This window comes from Microvirga zambiensis WSM3693, assembly GCF_016735695.1.
GTDB lineage: Bacteria > Pseudomonadota > Alphaproteobacteria > Rhizobiales > Beijerinckiaceae > Microvirga > Microvirga zambiensis.
Genome location: NZ_JAERQD010000006.1, coordinates 105,333 through 122,265, shown reverse-complemented (window position 1 = coordinate 122,265; position 16,933 = coordinate 105,333). Strand labels below are relative to the sequence as shown.

At 64.7% G+C, this 16,933-nt stretch carries 13 protein-coding genes; 9 read left to right on the top strand and 4 right to left on the bottom strand.

All coding sequences use genetic code 11. The features are described 5' to 3' along the window. Positions 1-83: 83 nt before the first annotated feature. The gene (locus JKL46_RS07020; protein WP_201831245.1) at positions 84-1,217 is read right to left on the bottom strand and encodes a saccharopine dehydrogenase family protein; all 1,134 of its coding nucleotides are present in this window, start codon (positions 1,215-1,217) and stop codon (positions 84-86) included. A gap of 114 nt (positions 1,218-1,331) precedes the next feature. On the opposite strand from JKL46_RS07020, the gene JKL46_RS07015 reads away from it, so the two are divergent. The 7 genes from JKL46_RS07015 to JKL46_RS06985 all read left to right on the top strand — a co-directional run bounded on the left by JKL46_RS07015 (position 1,332) and on the right by JKL46_RS06985 (position 10,327). Further along, positions 1,332-1,760 (top strand): Lrp/AsnC family transcriptional regulator, encoded by a 429-nt coding sequence (locus JKL46_RS07015; protein ID WP_201831244.1) that lies wholly within the window; start codon positions 1,332-1,334, stop codon positions 1,758-1,760. Continuing rightward, entirely contained in the window at positions 1,757-2,965 is a 1,209-nt protein-coding gene (locus JKL46_RS07010; RefSeq protein ID WP_201831243.1) for an NAD(P)/FAD-dependent oxidoreductase, read from the top strand. Before JKL46_RS07015 ends, JKL46_RS07010 begins: the two co-directional genes overlap by 4 nt. 283 nt (positions 2,966-3,248) lie before the next feature. Then, entirely contained in the window at positions 3,249-4,556 is a 1,308-nt protein-coding gene (gene ugpB / locus JKL46_RS07005) for a sn-glycerol-3-phosphate ABC transporter substrate-binding protein UgpB (protein WP_425493239.1), read from the top strand. 129 nt (positions 4,557-4,685) lie between these two features. Then, complete coding sequence (ugpA, locus tag JKL46_RS07000; RefSeq protein WP_201831242.1) at positions 4,686-5,567, top strand: sn-glycerol-3-phosphate ABC transporter permease UgpA; 882 nt, start codon at positions 4,686-4,688, stop codon at positions 5,565-5,567. Further along, positions 5,567-6,412, top strand: coding sequence for a sn-glycerol-3-phosphate ABC transporter permease UgpE (ugpE, locus tag JKL46_RS06995; protein WP_201831240.1), 846 nt, complete (start codon positions 5,567-5,569; stop codon positions 6,410-6,412). Before ugpA ends, ugpE begins: the two co-directional genes overlap by 1 nt. Positions 6,413-6,504: 92 nt before the next feature. Then, positions 6,505-7,581, top strand: coding sequence for a sn-glycerol-3-phosphate import ATP-binding protein UgpC (locus tag JKL46_RS06990; protein ID WP_201831238.1), 1,077 nt, complete (start codon positions 6,505-6,507; stop codon positions 7,579-7,581). Between the two features lie 1,114 nt (positions 7,582-8,695). Next, a complete protein-coding gene (locus JKL46_RS06985; RefSeq protein ID WP_201831236.1) occupies positions 8,696-10,327 on the top strand; it encodes an HAL/PAL/TAL family ammonia-lyase in 1,632 nt (543 codons plus the stop codon). A gap of 50 nt (positions 10,328-10,377) precedes the next feature. Here JKL46_RS06985 and JKL46_RS06980 read toward each other — a convergent pair whose 3' ends face one another. Continuing rightward, on the bottom strand, positions 10,378-10,683 hold the full coding sequence (locus JKL46_RS06980; RefSeq protein ID WP_201831235.1) for a hypothetical protein: 306 nt from the start codon (positions 10,681-10,683) through the stop codon (positions 10,378-10,380). Between the two features lie 78 nt (positions 10,684-10,761). Between JKL46_RS06980 and JKL46_RS06975 the strand changes: the two genes are divergently transcribed. After that, complete coding sequence (locus tag JKL46_RS06975; protein WP_201831234.1) at positions 10,762-11,277, top strand: GNAT family N-acetyltransferase; 516 nt, start codon at positions 10,762-10,764, stop codon at positions 11,275-11,277. 6 nt (positions 11,278-11,283) lie between these two features. Here the strand turns inward: JKL46_RS06975 and JKL46_RS06970 are convergent, their stop codons facing one another. Beyond that, complete coding sequence (locus JKL46_RS06970) at positions 11,284-11,724, bottom strand: GNAT family N-acetyltransferase (protein WP_201831233.1); 441 nt, start codon at positions 11,722-11,724, stop codon at positions 11,284-11,286. 10 nt (positions 11,725-11,734) lie between these two features. Next, complete coding sequence (locus tag JKL46_RS06965) at positions 11,735-12,973, bottom strand: allantoate amidohydrolase (protein WP_201831231.1); 1,239 nt, start codon at positions 12,971-12,973, stop codon at positions 11,735-11,737. Between the two features lie 138 nt (positions 12,974-13,111). Here JKL46_RS06965 and JKL46_RS06960 point away from each other — a divergent pair, with 138 nt between their 5' ends. After that, on the top strand, positions 13,112-16,906 hold the full coding sequence (locus JKL46_RS06960; RefSeq protein WP_201831229.1) for a beta strand repeat-containing protein: 3,795 nt from the start codon (positions 13,112-13,114) through the stop codon (positions 16,904-16,906). The last annotated feature ends 27 nt before the right edge of the window (positions 16,907-16,933 follow it).

Here is a 16,933-nt window from a genome sequence, read left to right as displayed (position 1 = left end):
CGCTTTTCCGATCGGGATGGCCGGCACGAGGCCGGCCATGACGTCGAGGTTGGGGTGGCGGCAGGGAATGGCTCGCCCGCTCCTCACGCCACCGCGTCGAGGCGGATGTTCTTCACCGCCGGCTCTTGGCCCGAATCCAGGCGCTCGCCGGCATAGACGCGGCCGAAGCGGTTGGCGAGGAAGGTGTCGAGGTCGATCTCCTCCTGGCGCACGAAGCCATGCTTCGGCAGCTGGCCGGCGACCAAGAGGTCGAGCATGGCGCAGATTCCGGCGGCGGTGGTGACCTGGATCGCCGTGCGCTGCTGGCCTGCCACGTTCTGGCCGTAGACACTGCGGGCATAGGTTTCCTGCACGAAGCGGCCGCCGCGCTCGCCGGTGACGGTCACGAAGACGATCACCATGTCCTGCATGGTAGCGGGAACGGCATTCTCCAGAATGTCCTTCAGAACCTCGCGGCGGTTGCGCAGCTGCAGGTCGTTGAGCAGCACCCGCATCAGGGCGCAATGGCCGGGATAGCGGATGGTCTTGTAGTTCAGGTTGCGCACCTTGCCCTCAAGCGTCTCGCAGAGCGTGCCGAGGCCGCCGGAGGTGTTGAAGGCCTCGTAGCGGGTGCCGTCGAGGGAGAATTCCTCAAGTTCCTCCATGGCCGGCACCTCGCGCAAGGTACCGTCGACCACCGCCTCGCAGCGCTCGATATATTCGTTGATGACGCCGTCCGTGCTCCAGGTGAGGTTGTAGGAGAGCGCGTTCGACGGATATTGCGGCAGCGCGCCGACGCGCAGGCGCACCGTGTCGAGCTTGTCGAAGCGGCGCGCGATGTCGTGGGCGACGATGGAGATGAAGCCGGGCGCGAGGCCGCATTGCGGGATGAAGGCCGTCTCGGAGCCGTCGGCCAGCTCCTTCACCATGCGGGTCGTGGCGACGTCCTCGGTCAAGTCGAAATAGTTGACACCCGTGAGCCGCGCGGCCTTCGCCACATGGCCGGTCAGGTGATAGGGCGCGGCGCTGAGCACGGCGTAATGGCCTTTGAGGGCGTTCTGCAGGGCGACCGCGTCGGAGAAGTCGAGCTGGACCGTCCGCACGCCATCCTTGGCGACCGCTTCGAGCGCCTCGGCGGAGGAATCCGCGACGGTGACCCGGTAATCGCCGGTCTCGTGAAGCATGTCGACGATGGTGGAGCCGATCTTGCCGGCGCCGATGACGAGGATCGAGTGCATGGTAAACCTCCCTGTATTGCCTCAGAAGAAGGCAAAGCCTTGCAGAACGCCATGGACAAGCCGACGAAAAGACGAGTAGTTTTCGGCAGATTGCCGAGTTGACTGGTCATAACGATGCTTGATGCCACGGACCGCGCCCTGATTGCTCTCCTGCGGGAGAATGCCCGCATCGGCCATGCCGAGGCGGCGCGGCGCCTGAAGCTGTCGCGCACCACGGTGCAGGCACGGGTCGAGAGCCTGGAGCGGCGGGGCGTGATCGCCGGCTATACCTTGCGCCTCGCGGAGGAGATCGCGAGCCGGATGGTGCGGGCGCATGTGACCATCGTCGTGGCGCCCAAGGCCTCCGGCGGCGTGGTTGCCGCGCTGCACCGCATGCCCGAATTGCGTGCGCTTCACTCGGTCGCGGGTGTCTTCGATCTCCTGGCGGTGGTAGAGGCTCAGGACGTTCCTTCCCTGGACGCCGCCATCGACAAGATCGGCGCGCTCGACGGGGTGGAGCGCACGCAATCCTCCATCATCCTCTCAACGAAATTCGAACGATGACCTCAGCAGCCTCTCTCCAAGCCGATGTTGTGATCGTCGGCGGCGCCGTCATGGGCTCCTCCGCGGCCTATCACCTGCTCGCCGATTCCGGCTTCAAGGGACGCGTGATCGTCGTCGAGAAGGATCCCACCTATCAGCTCTCGGCCTCGGCCCTTTCGGCGGCCTCGATCCGCCAGCAATATTCGAGCGCGGTGAACATCCGCATCTCGCTTTACGGGATCGACTTCCTGCGCAGCATCGGCGACCGTCTCGCCGTCGACGGCGAGCGGCCGGAGATCGGGCTGAGGGAGGGCGGCTATCTCTATTGCGCCACGGAGGCCGGCGCCCCGATCCTCGCCGAGAACCACGCGCTTCAGAAAGCAGAAGGCGCCGACATTCTCCATCTCGATCCGGCCGCGCTGAAGGCGCGCTTCCCTTGGCTCAATGTGGAGGACCTCGCCGCCGGCACCTGGGGCCGCTCGGGCGAGGGCTGGTTCGACGGCTGGGGCCTGCTCCAGGCCTTCCGCAAGAAAGCCCGTTCGCTCGGCGCGCATTACGTGAAGGGCGAAGTGGCCGAGATCGAGCGCGACGGCGGCACCATCACGGCCGTGCGTCTGAAGGACGGCACGCGCATCGCCTGTGGCGCGCTCGTCAACTGCGCCGGCTCGGGCGGACGGGCGATCGCGGCGATGGCCGGGCTCGACATCCCGGTTCAGGCCAAGCGGCGCTACGTCTTCACATTCTCGTGCAAGGAGCCTGTGGAGAACTGCCCGCTGCTGGTCGATACCTCCGGCCCCTACGTGCGCCCGGAAGGCGAGGGCCATTTCATCTGCGGCGCCTCGCCGGAAGCGGATCTCGATCCCGACTGGTCCGACGAGGATCCGGCAAGCCAGGAGATCGATTATTCCTTCTTCGAGGAATTCATCTGGCCCGCGCTCGCCCATCGCGTACCGGCCTTCGAGGCGATCAGGCCGGGCCGCGCCTGGTCGGGCCCTTACGACATGAGCCTGCTCGATCACAATGCCATCATCGGCCAGGCCGGCGAGATGAAAAACTTCTATCTCTGCAACGGCTTCTCGGGCCATGGCCTGCAGCAGGCGCCGGCCGTCGGCCGCGGCCTTTCCGAGCTGATCGTCCACGGCGGCTACCGCACGCTCGATCTGTCCGAACTCGGCTACGAGCGCGTGCTCGCCAACCGGCCGCTTCTCGAGCGCAATGTGATCTAGCGCGATTCGCTTTCGCACGGCGCGGTCAAGCTTGACCGTAAAGCTCCTCTCACACCGTGCCACGCCGATGCGCCGGGGTCTCTTCCGTTCGGACACTCCCCCAACGAGGAGGCCCTCTGGCCGCTTTCCCGGTGGCCGGCGTTAAGTCTTTTGGAGGAAAGGGCTTCCATTTTGAAGCCGGCTATGATTGTCATGTTTTCGTCATAGAAACGTCATCCGGCCTTAATGCAGGGATGATGAACGACAATAACATCCCCGACGGGATGACATGGGAGAGATCACTATGATGAAGAAGTCCCTTCTCGGCGCACTGGCCCTCGGCCTCGCGACGAGCACCTCTGCCTTCGCTCAGACGGAGCTGCAGTGGTGGCACGCCATGACCGGCGCCAACAACGACGTGGTCAACCGTCTGGCGGAAGAGTTCAACAATTCGCAGAAGGACTACAAGGTCGTCGTCAGCTACAAGGGCCAGTATGCCGACACGCTGAACGCTGGCATCGCCGCCTTCCGCGCCGGCAATGCGCCGCACATCCTGCAGGTCTTCGAAGTCGGCACTGCGACGATGATGGGCGCCAAGGGCGCCATCAAGCCGGTCCACGAGATGATGAAGGAAGCCGGCGAGAAGTTCGACCCGCAGAGCTATCTGCCCGCCATCTCCGGCTATTACTCGACCGCCAAGGGCGAGATGCTCTCCTTCCCGTTCAACTCCTCCTCGATGGTCATGTGGATCAACAAGGACGAGCTGAAGAAGGCCGGCATCGCCGAGATTCCGAAGACCTGGCCCCAGGTGTTCGAAGCCGGCAAGAAGCTGAAGGCCGCTGGCCACGAGACCTGCGGCTTCTCGAACGCCTGGGCTCCCTGGGCCAACATCGAGCAGTTCTCGGCCTGGCACAACATCCCGATGGCCACCAAGGCCAACGGTCTCGACGGCTTCGACACGGAGATGAAGTTCAACTCTCCGGCTCACGTGAAGCACCTGCAGAACCTCGTCGATCTGCAGAAGGACAAGACCTATGACTACTCGGGCCGCGACAGCCGTTCGGAAGGCCGCTTCACCTCCGGCGAATGCGCGATCTTCCTGACCTCGTCGGGCTTCTACGGCAACGTGAAGGCCAACGCGAAGTTCGACTGGGCCAATGCACCGATGCCGTACTACCCGGACATCCAGGGCGCTCCGCAGAACTCCATCATCGGCGGCGCTTCGCTGTGGGTCATGGGCGGCAAGAAGGCTGACGAGTACAAGGGCGTTGCCAAGTTCTTCGCCTTCCTGTCGGACACCGACCGTCAGGCCAGGCTGCACCAGGAATCGGGCTACCTCCCGATCACCAAGGCGGCCTACGAGAAGACCAAGGCGTCGGGCTTCTATGAGAAGAACCCCGCTCTCCAGACGGCGCTGATCGAGCTGACCAACAAGGAGCCGACCGAGAATTCCCGCGGTCTGCGCTTCGGCAACATGGTCCAGATCCGTGACGTGGTCTCGGAAGAGATCGAGGCGGCGCTCGCCGGCCAGAAGCCGGCCAAGGACGCTCTCGACTCCGCCGTGAACCGTTCCAACCAGATCCTGCGTCAGTTCGAGCGCACCGTCCGCTAAACTGAAACGATCTGTGCGACCTGTCATCCCGGGCGGCTTTTGAGAAGCGGCCCGGGATGATCTTATAAGACAACCTCGCAGACCGGTTGCTGCCGTTATCTGCCCCATCCCCGGACAGCCGTAATCGCGATGGAAAAACGAGCTCATTTTTCAGGTTGGACACTGCCTCTTCTGCTGATCGTTCCGCAGATGGCGATCACCATCATCTTCTTCTACTGGCCGGCCTCCCAGGCGATCTGGCAGTCCTTCCTGCGCGAGGACGCCTTCGGCCTCTCCTCCGAATTCGTCGGGTTCGAAAACTACGTCCACCTGTTCGAGCAGCCCGAATATTACCGGGCCATGGTCACGACGGCGATCTTCTCGTCCCTCGTCGCCTTCTTCTCGCTTGCCTGCTCGCTTCTGCTCGCGACCCAGGCCGACAAGAACCTGCGCGGCGGGCAGGCCTACAAGACGCTGCTGATCTGGCCCTATGCGGTGGCCCCGGCCATCGCCGGCGTTTTGTGGATCTTCATGTTTCACCCGACGCTCGGCACCCTGTCGAAGCCGATCAAGGCGATCGGCATCGACTGGAACCCGATGCTCAACGGCAACCACGCCATGACGCTGCTCGTGCTCTCCGCGACCTGGAAGCAGATCAGCTACAACTTCCTGTTCTTCCTCGCCGGACTCCAGGCGATTCCGAAGAGCGTCATCGAGGCCGCGGCCATCGACGGCGCGGGCCCGCTACGGCGGTTCTGGACGGTGATCTTCCCGCTTCTGTCGCCGACCACGTTCTTCCTGCTCGTGGTCAACATCGTCTACGTGTTCTTCGACACCTTCGGCATCATCGATGCGGTGACGGGCGGCGGTCCCGCAGGAACGACGACGACCCTCGTCTACAAGGTCTATGCGGACGGCCGCCTCGGCGGCGATCTCGGCGGCTCGGCCGCGCAATCGGTGATCCTGATGATCATTGTGATCGCGCTCACCGCCATCCAGTTCCGTTATGTCGAGCGCAAGGTGCAGTACTGATGGTCGAGAATCGTCCCTTCACCCAATTCATGGCCTATCTGACGCTGGCCCTCGGCATCGTCATCGTGGTCTTCCCGGTCTATCTGGCGATCATGGCCTCGACCTTCGACGCCGCCACGATCGTCAACGGCAACATGCCGCTCACGCCGGGCGACCAGGCGGGCGAGAACTACTCGCGCGCCCTGTTCTACGGCGGCAAGCTCGCCCGCGAGCCGGTCAGCATGATGATGATGAACTCCATGATCATGGCCCTAGGCATCGCGTTCGGAAAGATCCTGATCTCGATCCTGTCCGCCTATGCGGTGGTCTATTTCAAGTTCCCGTTCCGCAAGACCGCGTTCTGGGTCATCTTCATCACGCTGATGCTGCCGGTCGAAGTGCGCATCTATCCGACCTACAAGATCGTCGCCGATCTCGGCCTGCTCGATACCTATACGGGTCTCATCATGCCGCTCATCGCCTCGGCGACGGGCACGCTGCTGTTCCGGCAGTTCTTCATGACGATCCCGGACGAGCTGCTCGAGGCTTCGAAGATCGACGGCGCGGGCGCTTTCCGCTTCTTCAAGGACACGCTGCTCCCGCTCTCGATGACGACCATCGCGGCCCTCTTCGTGATCCAGTTCATCTACGGCTGGAACCAGTATCTCTGGCCGCTGCTGATCACGACCAAGAGCTCGATGCAGACCATCGTCATCGGCATCAAGAAGATGATCACCACGACCGACGCGCTCACCGAATGGCAGATCGCGATGACGACCGCGGTGCTCGCCATGCTGCCGCCGGTGCTGGTGGTGGTCTTCATGCAGAGGCTCTTCGTGAAGGGTCTCGTCGAAACGGAGAAGTGACGCGCAGGTTACGCGCAGCGCCTTCTCGCAATATTGGAATTCATGCCCGGCGCCCGTAAGCGGCGCGGGCAGCGGTCAAAAGGAATGGTTTGATGGCAGGGGTAACGCTCGACACCGTCAGGAAGATCTATGCGGGCAATGTGGAAGCGGTGAAGGGCGTGTCGCTCGGCATCGAGGACGGCTCGTTCTGCGTGCTGGTCGGACCCTCGGGCTGCGGCAAGTCCACGTTGCTGCGCATGATCGCCGGCCTCGAGACGATTTCCGGCGGCGAGGTCAAGATCGGCGAACGCGTGGTGAACCAGGTCGAGCCCGCCGACCGCGACATCGCCATGGTGTTTCAGAACTATGCGCTCTATCCGCATATGACGGTCTACGACAACATGGCCTACGGCCTGAAGAACCGCGGCACGCCGAAGGACGAGATCGAGAAGCGCGTCAAGGAAGCTGCCCGCATCCTCGCGATCGAATCCTTCCTCGCGCGCAAGCCGCGCCAGCTCTCCGGCGGCCAGCGCCAGCGCGTCGCCATGGGCCGCGCCATCGTGCGCAAGCCGCAGGTCTTCCTCTTCGACGAGCCGCTCTCCAACCTCGATGCCAAGCTGCGCGTGCAGATGCGCGTCGAGATCAAGCGCCTGCAGCGGGCGCTCGGCGTGACCTCGATCTACGTCACGCACGATCAGGTCGAGGCGATGACGCTCTCCGACAAGCTCGTGGTGATGTCCGGCGGCCAGATCGAGCAGGTCGGTTCCCCCGCCGACGTCTATCGCCGTCCGGAGACGCGCTTCGTCGCGACCTTCATCGGCTCGCCGCCCATGAACATCCTGTCCGGCACCGTGGAAGGTCCGGGCCGCGTGTCTGTCGGCGGGCAGTCGATCGCCGTGACGGACATGCGCGAGGGCCTGACCCCCGGCTCTGCCATCGAGGTGGGCCTGCGTCCAGAGGACGTGCAGGCGGGCGGTGCTGCGGCGAGTTCGCTCTCCATGGATGTGGATTTCGTCGAGGAGCTCGGTGCGACCCAGCTCTTCCACGGCAAGGTCGCCGGCTCCGAATTCGTCGTCCAGGCCTCCACCGGCCAGCTCCCGGCGGATACCCGCAAGCTGATGCTCGCCGTCGATCCCGCCAACGTCCACCTCTTCGACCCGCAGACCACCAAGCGCCTCGGCCGCGTGTGATTGCGGCTCCGGCTGGTTCGGTATGACCCGACAGGCCTCGGCGGTGCCGAGGCCTTTATCGTTGAGACGAATCTATCCGTCTCCGTCTCCCAACCGGGAGAGGGGAGACACGTGTGTCATCCCCGGCGCACGAAGTGCGGGAAGGGGATTCACGATCAGGTCGGCGCTATGGATTCCCTTCCCCTCGGCTACGCTCCGGGCGGGAATGACACTGCCCTTCCTGCAATCCTCTGTCCTCATGCCGCGCTTGTCGCGGGTATCCACGTCTTGGCAGTGTCGCGGTTCTTGAAGACGTGGGTGGCCGCACCAAGTGCGGCCATGACGTGGAGGATGTCATCCCCGGCGGCCGCAGGCCGGGAATGACACGACCCCTCATGGCACCCTCTCGGTCATGCGACCCTCTGCTGTCATCCCATCCTCCGCCGTCGTGATACCCACCGCGTCATGCCCGGGCTTGTCGCGGGTACCCACGTCTTGGCAGCGTCGCGGTTCCTCAAGGCGTGGGTGGCTGCACCAAGTGCGGCCATGACGGCGAGGGGCGGGGATGGGGGTGAGGGCAACGTTATGTTCTCACTTTGTTCTTGACTGGATGGTCAAGCTCGGCTATATCATTCGCCATCCCCGCCTGACGAGGGGCGCGCTCGCGAGGCGTCGCAAGAACGGGGCGGAGAACGGTCCCGCCGCAGGCCTCGCAAGCCGGTGATCGCGGGTGGCCGGCCCGGGCTTGATCCGGGTCCGCTGAAACAAACCGTGTGCGACGAGCAAGCCGGCTCTGAGCATTTCACACACAAAAGCGAGCCGGGCTGCCATTCGCGCCTCCCTCGACCTTGACGGCTCGCAGCGAAAGCTGCGGGCCAAAAGGTGCTGGCTCTTTGACAAGCGGTGTTGAGCTCCTCAGCCCGTCACACCCTCGACGTCATGGCCGGGCTTGTCCCGGCCACCCACGTCTTGAGGAACCGCAGCGCTGAAGAAAGACGTGGGTCCCCGGCACAAGGCTGGGGATGACGGTGAGAAGAGATAGAGAGGGTACGACGCGAAAAGCGTCATCTCAAAGCGGCGGTTGCACGGCGCCTGAAGCCTCGGTATCCCTTGTCCATCAACGTGAGGTACAGCGATGACGGTCAAGCTCGACGGGGCCACTCTGCGCATTGAGGCCGCGGTGCGGGTCGCCCGCCCGGATGCGCAGGGGAACTATGCGCAGGCGGCTCTGGCGCCGGAGGCACGCGAGCGCATCGCGGCGACGCGCGATTACATCGACCGCACCTGGATGCATGACGACGCGCCGCTCATGTATGCCTTCAACACCGGCGTCGGCCTGTTCAAGGATCAGCGCGTGTTGATCGAAGACATGGCCGCCTATCAGCGCAAGACGGTCTACGCCCATGCGACCGGTGTCGGCGAGGCTTTCTCCGAGGACGTGACGCGCGCCATGATGCTGCTGCGCGCCAATGCCTTCGCGTCGAATTATTCCGGCCCGCGCGTCGAGCTCGTCGAGCGGCTTCTCGCCTTTCTCAATGCCGGCCTGCATCCGGTGATCCCGCAGAAGGGCTCCGTCGGCGCTTCCGGCGATCTCGCGCCGCTCGCCCATATGGCCGGCGCCGTCTGCGGTTTCGACGAGGCCGAGATGATCTATCGCGGAAAACTCATGCCGGCGCGCGAGGCTATTCAGGCGGCGGGCTTCGATCCCGATTTCGATCTCGGTGCGAAGGATGCCTCCGCTCTCATCAACGGCTCGACCACCTCGCTCGCCCTCGGCGCGCTCGCCACGCACGACGCGCGCCGCCTGCTGAAGCAGGCGGATATCGCCATGTGCCTGTCGCTGGAAGCCATGCGCGGCGAGCTCGCCGCCTTCGATCCGCGCGTGCACAAGGCGCGTCCGCATCCCGGCCAGGCGCGCGTAGCGCGCAACCTCCTGCGCATTCTGGAAGGCACGAAACGTTGCTCGCAAGCCGCGCGCGACGTCGTGTTTCCCGATGAGCCGCGCCAGCCCGGGCAGCCCGCGGCTCCGCGCGTGCAGGACGTCTATTCCCTGCGCTGCACTCCGCAGGTTCACGGACCCGCCGTCGAGGCGATCGAGTATGTGGAGCGCATCGTCGGCACGGAGATGAATTCCGCCACCGACAATCCGCTGATCTTCGATGACGGCGAGGGCGGCTACGTGTCGATCTCGGGCGGCCATTTCCACGGCCAGTATATGGCTCAGGCGATGGATTTTCTCGCCATCGCCATGGCCGATCTCGGTGCGATTTCCGAGCGGCGGCTTGCGCGTCTCATCGATCCCACCATGTCCTACGGGCTGCCGCGAAATCTGCTTGCCGGCAAGCGCGGCCTCAACACGGGCTTCGCCACGGTGCAGTGCTCGATGTCGGCGCTCGTCATGGAAAACCGCGGCCTGGCGACGCCCGGTTCGGTGGATTCCGTTCCCGGCAAGTCCAATGCGGAGGATCACGTTTCCAACTCGACCTGGAGCGGTCGCAAAGCACGCACCATCGTCGAGAACGTGGAGCAGATCGTGGCGGGCGAATTGCTGATGGCGGCGCAGGCGCTGACCCTCGTCGAGCCGATCGCAAAGGATCATCCGCTCGGAAAAGGATCGCGCGCCGCGATGGAGGCGATCCGCGCGGTCATTCCGCCGGCGCTCGACGGCGATCGCTGGTACGCCACCGAGATGCGCCAGGCGCTCGATCTCGTGCGCTCCGGCGCGGTGGTCGCAGCGGTCGAGAGCGCAGTGGGCGAGCTGGAGTAAAGAGAAAGGGCCCGGCGATGCCGGGCCCTGGATGCTTATGCTGCGTTCGGTCAGCGGCAGCGGCGAACTTCGCGATAGACGATACTTCCGTTCGGCCGCACGACGCGTTCGCGCACCCAGCGGCAGCGATTCGGGCGATTCCAGCCGGGCCGCACGCCGCAATCGCGGACGGTGCGGAAAACCACGCGACCGCTCGGGGTCACGGTGCGGACGCGGCGCGTGACGCAGGCAACGTTGTCGACGAGCGATGGTGCCTGGACCTGCTCGGGGCTGAAGCGCGCCTGCGCTTCTTGCGGTGCAGCGAAGAAGCCGGCACCGAGGGCGAGAGCGAAGGCGGGGAGGATGATGGCTCGCATGGTCCATTCCTTATGTTTTTAAGCAGCAGACGACAACGACCTGTCTATGCCATGGTTCCTGAAGCTGGAATGAATCTCATGTTGTCCCGCGTTGTCATTCGCACCGTAAACGCCACCGATGCGGCCGAACTGATCGCCGCCAATCTGGCAAGCATTGCCCTGCACGAGCCCTGGGTGTCGCCTTGCCGTGACCAAGCGAGCTTTCTCGGCTATCTCGCGCGCTGTGACGGAGAGCGCTCTCTCGGATTCATCGCACGCGAGCGGGAGAGCGGACGAATCATCGGCGTGGTGAATGTGAGCGAGATCGTGCGCGGATTCTTCCAGAGCGCCTATCTCGGCTATTACGGCATGGCCGGCCTGAGCGGACGCGGCCTGATGACCGAGGCGGTGGGTCAGGTGGTGTCGCACGGCTTCAACGCCCTCGGCCTGCACCGCCTCGAGGCGAACATCCAGCCGGGCAACGAGCCGTCGCGCGCTCTCGTCAAGAGACTGGGCTTTCGTCAGGAAGGCTATTCGCCGCGTTATCTCAAGATCAGCGGCGAATGGCGCGATCACGAGCGCTGGGCCGTGCTCGCCGATGACTGGCGCGGCTGACGGCGATCAGCTGAGTGGCGCGAGAGTCTTCTGCAGGAAGACGCGGCTGTTGCCGACGGGATAATCCTTGAGCTCGCCGAAGATCTCGTAACCGAGACGTTGATAAAGACGAAACGCCGCGGGATTGAGCGTGTCGATCCAGACGGAGTGACAGCCTCGGCGTTTCGCTTCGTCCTCGGCCATCGCTATGAGCTTCGTCGCAAGGCCCATCCCGCGAAGGGATTCGGGCACGAAGATCAGCTCGATGCCGAGCCAGCCGCCATTCGTGCGGCCGCAGAGTCCGCCGACGGGTGCACCGCCGTCCGGATCGCGGATGGCGATGGAGAGATCTCGCCCCGGCGGATGACCGGCAAACAGCGTCGCGTTGAAGCCTCGCACGCCGTTGAGCACGACATCATGGAGCGCTGGCTCCTCATCGACGAACTCGATGATCGGTGTTGGCCTCATCGAGCACACCTCACGCTGCGATCCGTCTGACTGCCTCGATCAGCACGCGCGCCGCCACATCCGCATCCTCGACCGTGATCGACTCCGCCGGGTTGTGGCTGATGCCGCCCTTGCAGCGCACGAAGAGCATGGCGGAGGGACAGAGATTGGCCATGGCGACCGCATCGTGGCCTGCGCCGGAGGAGAGATGCAGCGGCTCGATGCCGAGCTTTCGTGCAGCATCCTCGAGCTGTCCGATCAGGCTCTTGTCCATGGGCGTCGCGGGCGATTCCATGAACGGCTCGATGGTGAACGCCACCCCGCGCCGCTGCGCCGCCGCATGGCACTCGGTCACGATGTCCTCCACCATGGCGTGGCGCACCGCGTCGTCCGGCGAGCGCGCATCGAGGGTGAAGTCGACGCGTGCGGGAATGACGTTGATCGCGCCGGGCTGCACCTGCGCCACGCCGACGGTCGCCACCGTGTCGGTGAGGGGCGAGCCCGCGCGCTCGACGATGCCGATCATCTCGGCAACGGCGGCCAGCGCATCGCGGCGCATATTCATCGGCACGGTGCCGGCATGGCCCGCTTCGCCGACGACGCTGGCGCGGGCCCGGGTGATGCCGTTGATGGCGGAGACGATGCCGACAGGCAAATTCTTCGCTTCGAGCAGCGGTCCCTGCTCGATATGCACCTCGAGATAGCCCCGATAGCGCACCGGATCGCGGGCGAGCGCTGCGGCCCCTGCCGGATCGCCGCCGAAGCGGATCAAAGCGTCGCGCAGGGAAATGCCATCCTGATCCTTGCCGTCGAGCCAGGCCGGATCGAACCGACCGGCAAGAGCCTGCGAGGTGGAGAGGTTGGTCGGGAAGCGCACATTTTCCTCGTCCCCGAAGGCGACGATCTCGATGGGGCAGGCGAGGGCGATCCCCTGCTGCTTCAAGGCCTCGACGGCGACGATGCCCAGCACCACGCCGAGATTTCCGTCGAAGCGTCCCGCGTCGACGACGGAATCGATATGCGAGCCGATGAGGATCGCAGGAGCTTTGGAGTCGGCGCCCTCGACGCGGCCGATGACGGAACCGAGCGCATCGATATGGGCATTCAGTCCCGCCGCCTGCATCAGGCCGAGCGTCGCCTCGGCGGCCCTGCGATGTGCGTCGGAGAGGTAGAGACGGGTGAGGCGGCCGGGCTCGTCCGTATGCCGGGCGAGTTCCTCGATCATCGCCATCACGCGGCGGCCGAGAGTGAGTTCTGTCGTAAGCGTCATGGGCGGGAGAGTTTCAGAAAGGCAGATTCGCCGCAAGGGCCAACGGGTCCGGCTTCGACGCCGCCCCAGGACCTTGTCGACTAACATATGTTATAATAAATCTATGGGAAGCTTGTCCTTATCGGGAAAGTTCAGCCCATGTCCGATTTCATCAGGTTACCGTTTCGAACAGACCCGGGCGAGCTGGGCTCGGATCGCTGGAGCAATGCCCTCATCCGCCCAATGGTCTGGCCCGGCCTCGACGTGCTCTTCGGTGCGCCGGGCGAGCAGGCCTATGGCAATCGCCTTCCTGCCTGGACAAGCGGCGATCCGGGAGCCGCAGCAACCGGCCCGGTTGCGTTATCGGCCTCGTTCTCCTTCCCTCTTCCCGGCCATTCCCGGCAATCCAAAATGGAGAGCTCGACGCTTCCGAAAGAGACGGGGATCGCCGGAGGCACAAATAAGCCCACTGCGAAAGTCACGACGGGCGACGGTGCCGCCAACAAGCTCTCCGGCGGCGCAGCCCACGACAAGCTGAATGGCGGCGGCGGCAACGACACGTTGCTCGGTGGCGCAGGGAACGACACGTTGATCGGCGGCAGCGGCAACGACTCGCTCGTGGGCGGTTCGGGCGACGATCGCTATGCGGTGGATTCCTTACGCGACCGGGTCCGGGAGACGGCGAATGGCGGCCTCGATACGGTCGAGGCGCGGGTAAGCGGATACACGCTCACATCGGGGGTCGAGAACCTCATCCTCGGCGGGCGGATCGCCAAGGGAAAAGGCAATGCGCTTGCCAACGTGATCACCGGCAACGGCGCAGCCAATACGCTCGACGGTGCTGCCGGCGACGACACGCTGATCGGCGGTGCCGGCAATGACAGGCTGATCGGCGGCACAGGCAGCGACACGGCAAGCTATGCGGGCGCGACCAAGGGCGTGTCGGTCGATCTCGCCAGGACAACGGCGCAGAACACGAAGGGCGCGGGAACCGACCGGCTCTCAAGCATCGAGAATGCGATCGGCTCGTCGTTCGGCGACACGCTCACGGGCGGCGCCGATAGCGTTCTCACTGCCAATCGGCTCGACGGAGGCAGCGGCAATGACGCGCTCTTCGGCGGCGGCGGCGACGATACGCTGATCGGCGGCGCGGGCAGCGACTCGCTGACCGGCGGTGCGGGCAACGATCTCTATTCCGTCGACAATCTGAACGATGTCGTCGTGGACGCTGCAGACGCGGGAATCGACACGGTCGAGGCGAGCGTCGATCATACCCTCGGCGCGCATGTGGAGAATCTCAGGCTTGCCGGCGCAGCTGCGATCGGCACCGGGAACGACTTTGCAAACGTCATCACGGCGAATTCTGCGCGGCACAGCACGCTTCATGGCCTCGACGGCAATGATACGCTCCTTGGCGCCACCGGCGATGACACGCTTTTCGGCGGCGCAGGCAACGATTCGCTCGACGGTGGTGCGGGCGACGACGCGATACATGGCGATGCCGGCGACGATAGGCTCGCCGGCGGTCTCGGCGGCGCGGATCGGGCGATCTTCTCCTCCGCCGGATCGGCCCTCGTCATCCGCCTCGATTCCACCGGCAGCGGGACGGCGACCGGCCAGGGCAACGACACCTTGAGCGGCTTCGAGATCGTCGAGGCTGGCCGTTTCGGCGATCTCATCGAGATCGGCACGGATGCGGACGATTTCGCCAATATCGTCCGGGGCGGCGCCGGCTTCGACACGATCCGCGCCGGCGGCGGCGCCGACCAGGTTTTCGGTGAGGACGGCAACGATTCGATCGAAGGCGGGACGGGCTCCGACATGCTCGATGGCGGCGAGGGAGCCGACGCGCTCGACGGCGGCGCCGGCAGCGATACGCTGATCGGAGGGCTCGGGGCCGACAACATCGCGGGCGGCGGTGGCGATGACGGCCTGGATGGCGGCGAGGGAGCGGACACCCTCCTCGGCGGTGCGGGCAGCGACGTCATCATCGGCGGCGCCGGTGGCGATTCTCTCGATGGCGGAATGGGCGCCGATCGGCTCATCGGGGGTGAGGGCGACGACGTCTATGTGGTGGACGATACTGGCGACGTCATCGAGGGCGAGGCGGCCGGAACCGGGGCCGGCACCACCGACATGGTCTTCGCCTCCGCCGATTATACGCTCGGCGCCAACCTCGAAATGCTGTCCCTGACCGGGTCCGCGACGAGAGGCACCGGCAACGGGATTGCGAACCGCATCAGCGGCAATGCTCTCGCCAACACGCTCGATGGCGGTGCGGGCGTGGACACGCTCATCGGGGGCGCCGGCAACGACACCTATATCGTCGACGAGACCGGCGACACGATCCTCAGCGAGACGGCGGGCACCGGCGACGGCTTCATCGACACCGTCGTCGCATCCTTCGATTACACGCTGGTCGACAACCTCGAGAACCTGACGCTTGCGGGCCTCGCGGTGCGGGGGACGGGCAACGCCCTCGCCAACCGGATCGAAGGCAATGCTCTTGCCAATACGCTCGATGGTGGCGCGGGTGCGGACACGCTGATCGGCGGCGCCGGTGACGACACCTATATCCTTGCCCAGCAGGCGGATATGGTGATCGAGAACGACGACGAGGGGCTCGACACCATCAGGCTCGTCCCAGGCTTCGTGCAGCGTGAGTACTTCCTGCAGGCCCATGTGGAGAACCTGATCGTCGGAACCTTCGGGGTTCTGTTCTCGAACGGGAACAGCCTGAACAATCACATCGCGGTCACGCTCGGCAATACCGAGCAGACGCTTCGGGGACTTGGTGGAGACGACACGCTCGACGGCGGATACGATGTGAACGGCCTGAGCAGCATCGTGGATGTCATCGATGGAGGAGACGGGTACGACTACACCGATTACTCCAAGCATCCCTCATCGGGCGTGTTCGGCGGAGGCGTCTTCGTCGATCTCGCCGCAGGCCAGCAAGTTGCGATCAATACCGGCGTTGCGCTCCAAGGCCTCTCCGATCAGCTGATCAGCATCGAGGGCGTCATCGGAACCGCTTTCGACGACCGCTTCGTCAGCGGATTCACCGGCGCCGCGCGCACCGTCGGCAACACCTTCAAAGGCGGTGCCAGCATGGACATCGTCGATTACCGACATGCTGGGGCCGGTATCAACGTGGTCCTCGGCGACGGCCTCGACCCTTTTACCGGCGACATCTTCGAGGGCATCGAAGGCCTTGCCGGAAGCGCGTTCGACGATACGCTGAGCGGCAGTACCGGGAACGACTACCTCGATGGCGGACAGGGCAACGACATTCTCAATGGTCGCGCCGGACACGATATCGTCGATTATCTTCTCGCCGGTTCCGCGATCGCGATCGATCTGCGAAATGAGTTCCAGGAAGCCAGCGTCACGGGCGGATACGGCAGGGACAGGCTCACCTCGATCGAGGGCGTTCGGGGTACCATCCGGGCGGATTCCATCTCGGGCAACGATGTCGGCAACACGCTCATCGGCATGTACGGCGCTGACCAGCTCCATGGTTTCGGCGGGGCCGACACGCTGAACGGAGGTGAGGATAACGACACCCTCGACGGCGGCGATGGCGCCGACATCCTTCACGGCGGGCTTGGCGCCGATCGGTATGTCGGAGGCGCGGATCGCGATACCTTCGTCTTCGTCACGATCGAAGACACGGCGGGCGACGTCATCACCGATTTCAACAACGGCCAGGACGTGCTCGATCTCTCCAGGATCGACGCGATCAACGGCGGCGCCGACGATGCGTTTTCCTCGATCATCGTTCTCGGCACCGGTATCCCGGCCACGCTCGCCGCCGGGACGCTGTGCTACGATTTCAGCAACGGAATCCTTTACGGCTTCGTCGGAAATGCCGGCACCAGCGCAGCCCCCAATTTCGCGATCACAGTTGGGCTCGGCATCAGCTGGGGCACGAACGGCAACATCCTGCTTTAGTGCTGTTCCACTCGCGTGGAACAGCAC

Coding starts and splice junctions, on each gene's coding strand:
- JKL46_RS07020 (WP_201831245.1), bottom strand. CDS start 1,217: ATGCACTCGATCCTCGTCATCGGCGCCGGCAAGATCGGCTCCACCATC.
- JKL46_RS07015 (WP_201831244.1), top strand. CDS start 1,332: ATGCTTGATGCCACGGACCGCGCCCTGATTGCTCTCCTGCGGGAGAAT.
- JKL46_RS07010 (WP_201831243.1), top strand. CDS start 1,757: ATGACCTCAGCAGCCTCTCTCCAAGCCGATGTTGTGATCGTCGGCGGC.
- ugpB (WP_425493239.1), top strand. CDS start 3,249: ATGATGAAGAAGTCCCTTCTCGGCGCACTGGCCCTCGGCCTCGCGACG.
- ugpA (WP_201831242.1), top strand. CDS start 4,686: ATGGAAAAACGAGCTCATTTTTCAGGTTGGACACTGCCTCTTCTGCTG.
- ugpE (WP_201831240.1), top strand. CDS start 5,567: ATGGTCGAGAATCGTCCCTTCACCCAATTCATGGCCTATCTGACGCTG.
- JKL46_RS06990 (WP_201831238.1), top strand. CDS start 6,505: ATGGCAGGGGTAACGCTCGACACCGTCAGGAAGATCTATGCGGGCAAT.
- JKL46_RS06985 (WP_201831236.1), top strand. CDS start 8,696: ATGACGGTCAAGCTCGACGGGGCCACTCTGCGCATTGAGGCCGCGGTG.
- JKL46_RS06980 (WP_201831235.1), bottom strand. CDS start 10,683: ATGCGAGCCATCATCCTCCCCGCCTTCGCTCTCGCCCTCGGTGCCGGC.
- JKL46_RS06975 (WP_201831234.1), top strand. CDS start 10,762: ATGTTGTCCCGCGTTGTCATTCGCACCGTAAACGCCACCGATGCGGCC.
- JKL46_RS06970 (WP_201831233.1), bottom strand. CDS start 11,724: ATGAGGCCAACACCGATCATCGAGTTCGTCGATGAGGAGCCAGCGCTC.
- JKL46_RS06965 (WP_201831231.1), bottom strand. CDS start 12,973: ATGACGCTTACGACAGAACTCACTCTCGGCCGCCGCGTGATGGCGATG.
- JKL46_RS06960 (WP_201831229.1), top strand. CDS start 13,112: ATGTCCGATTTCATCAGGTTACCGTTTCGAACAGACCCGGGCGAGCTG.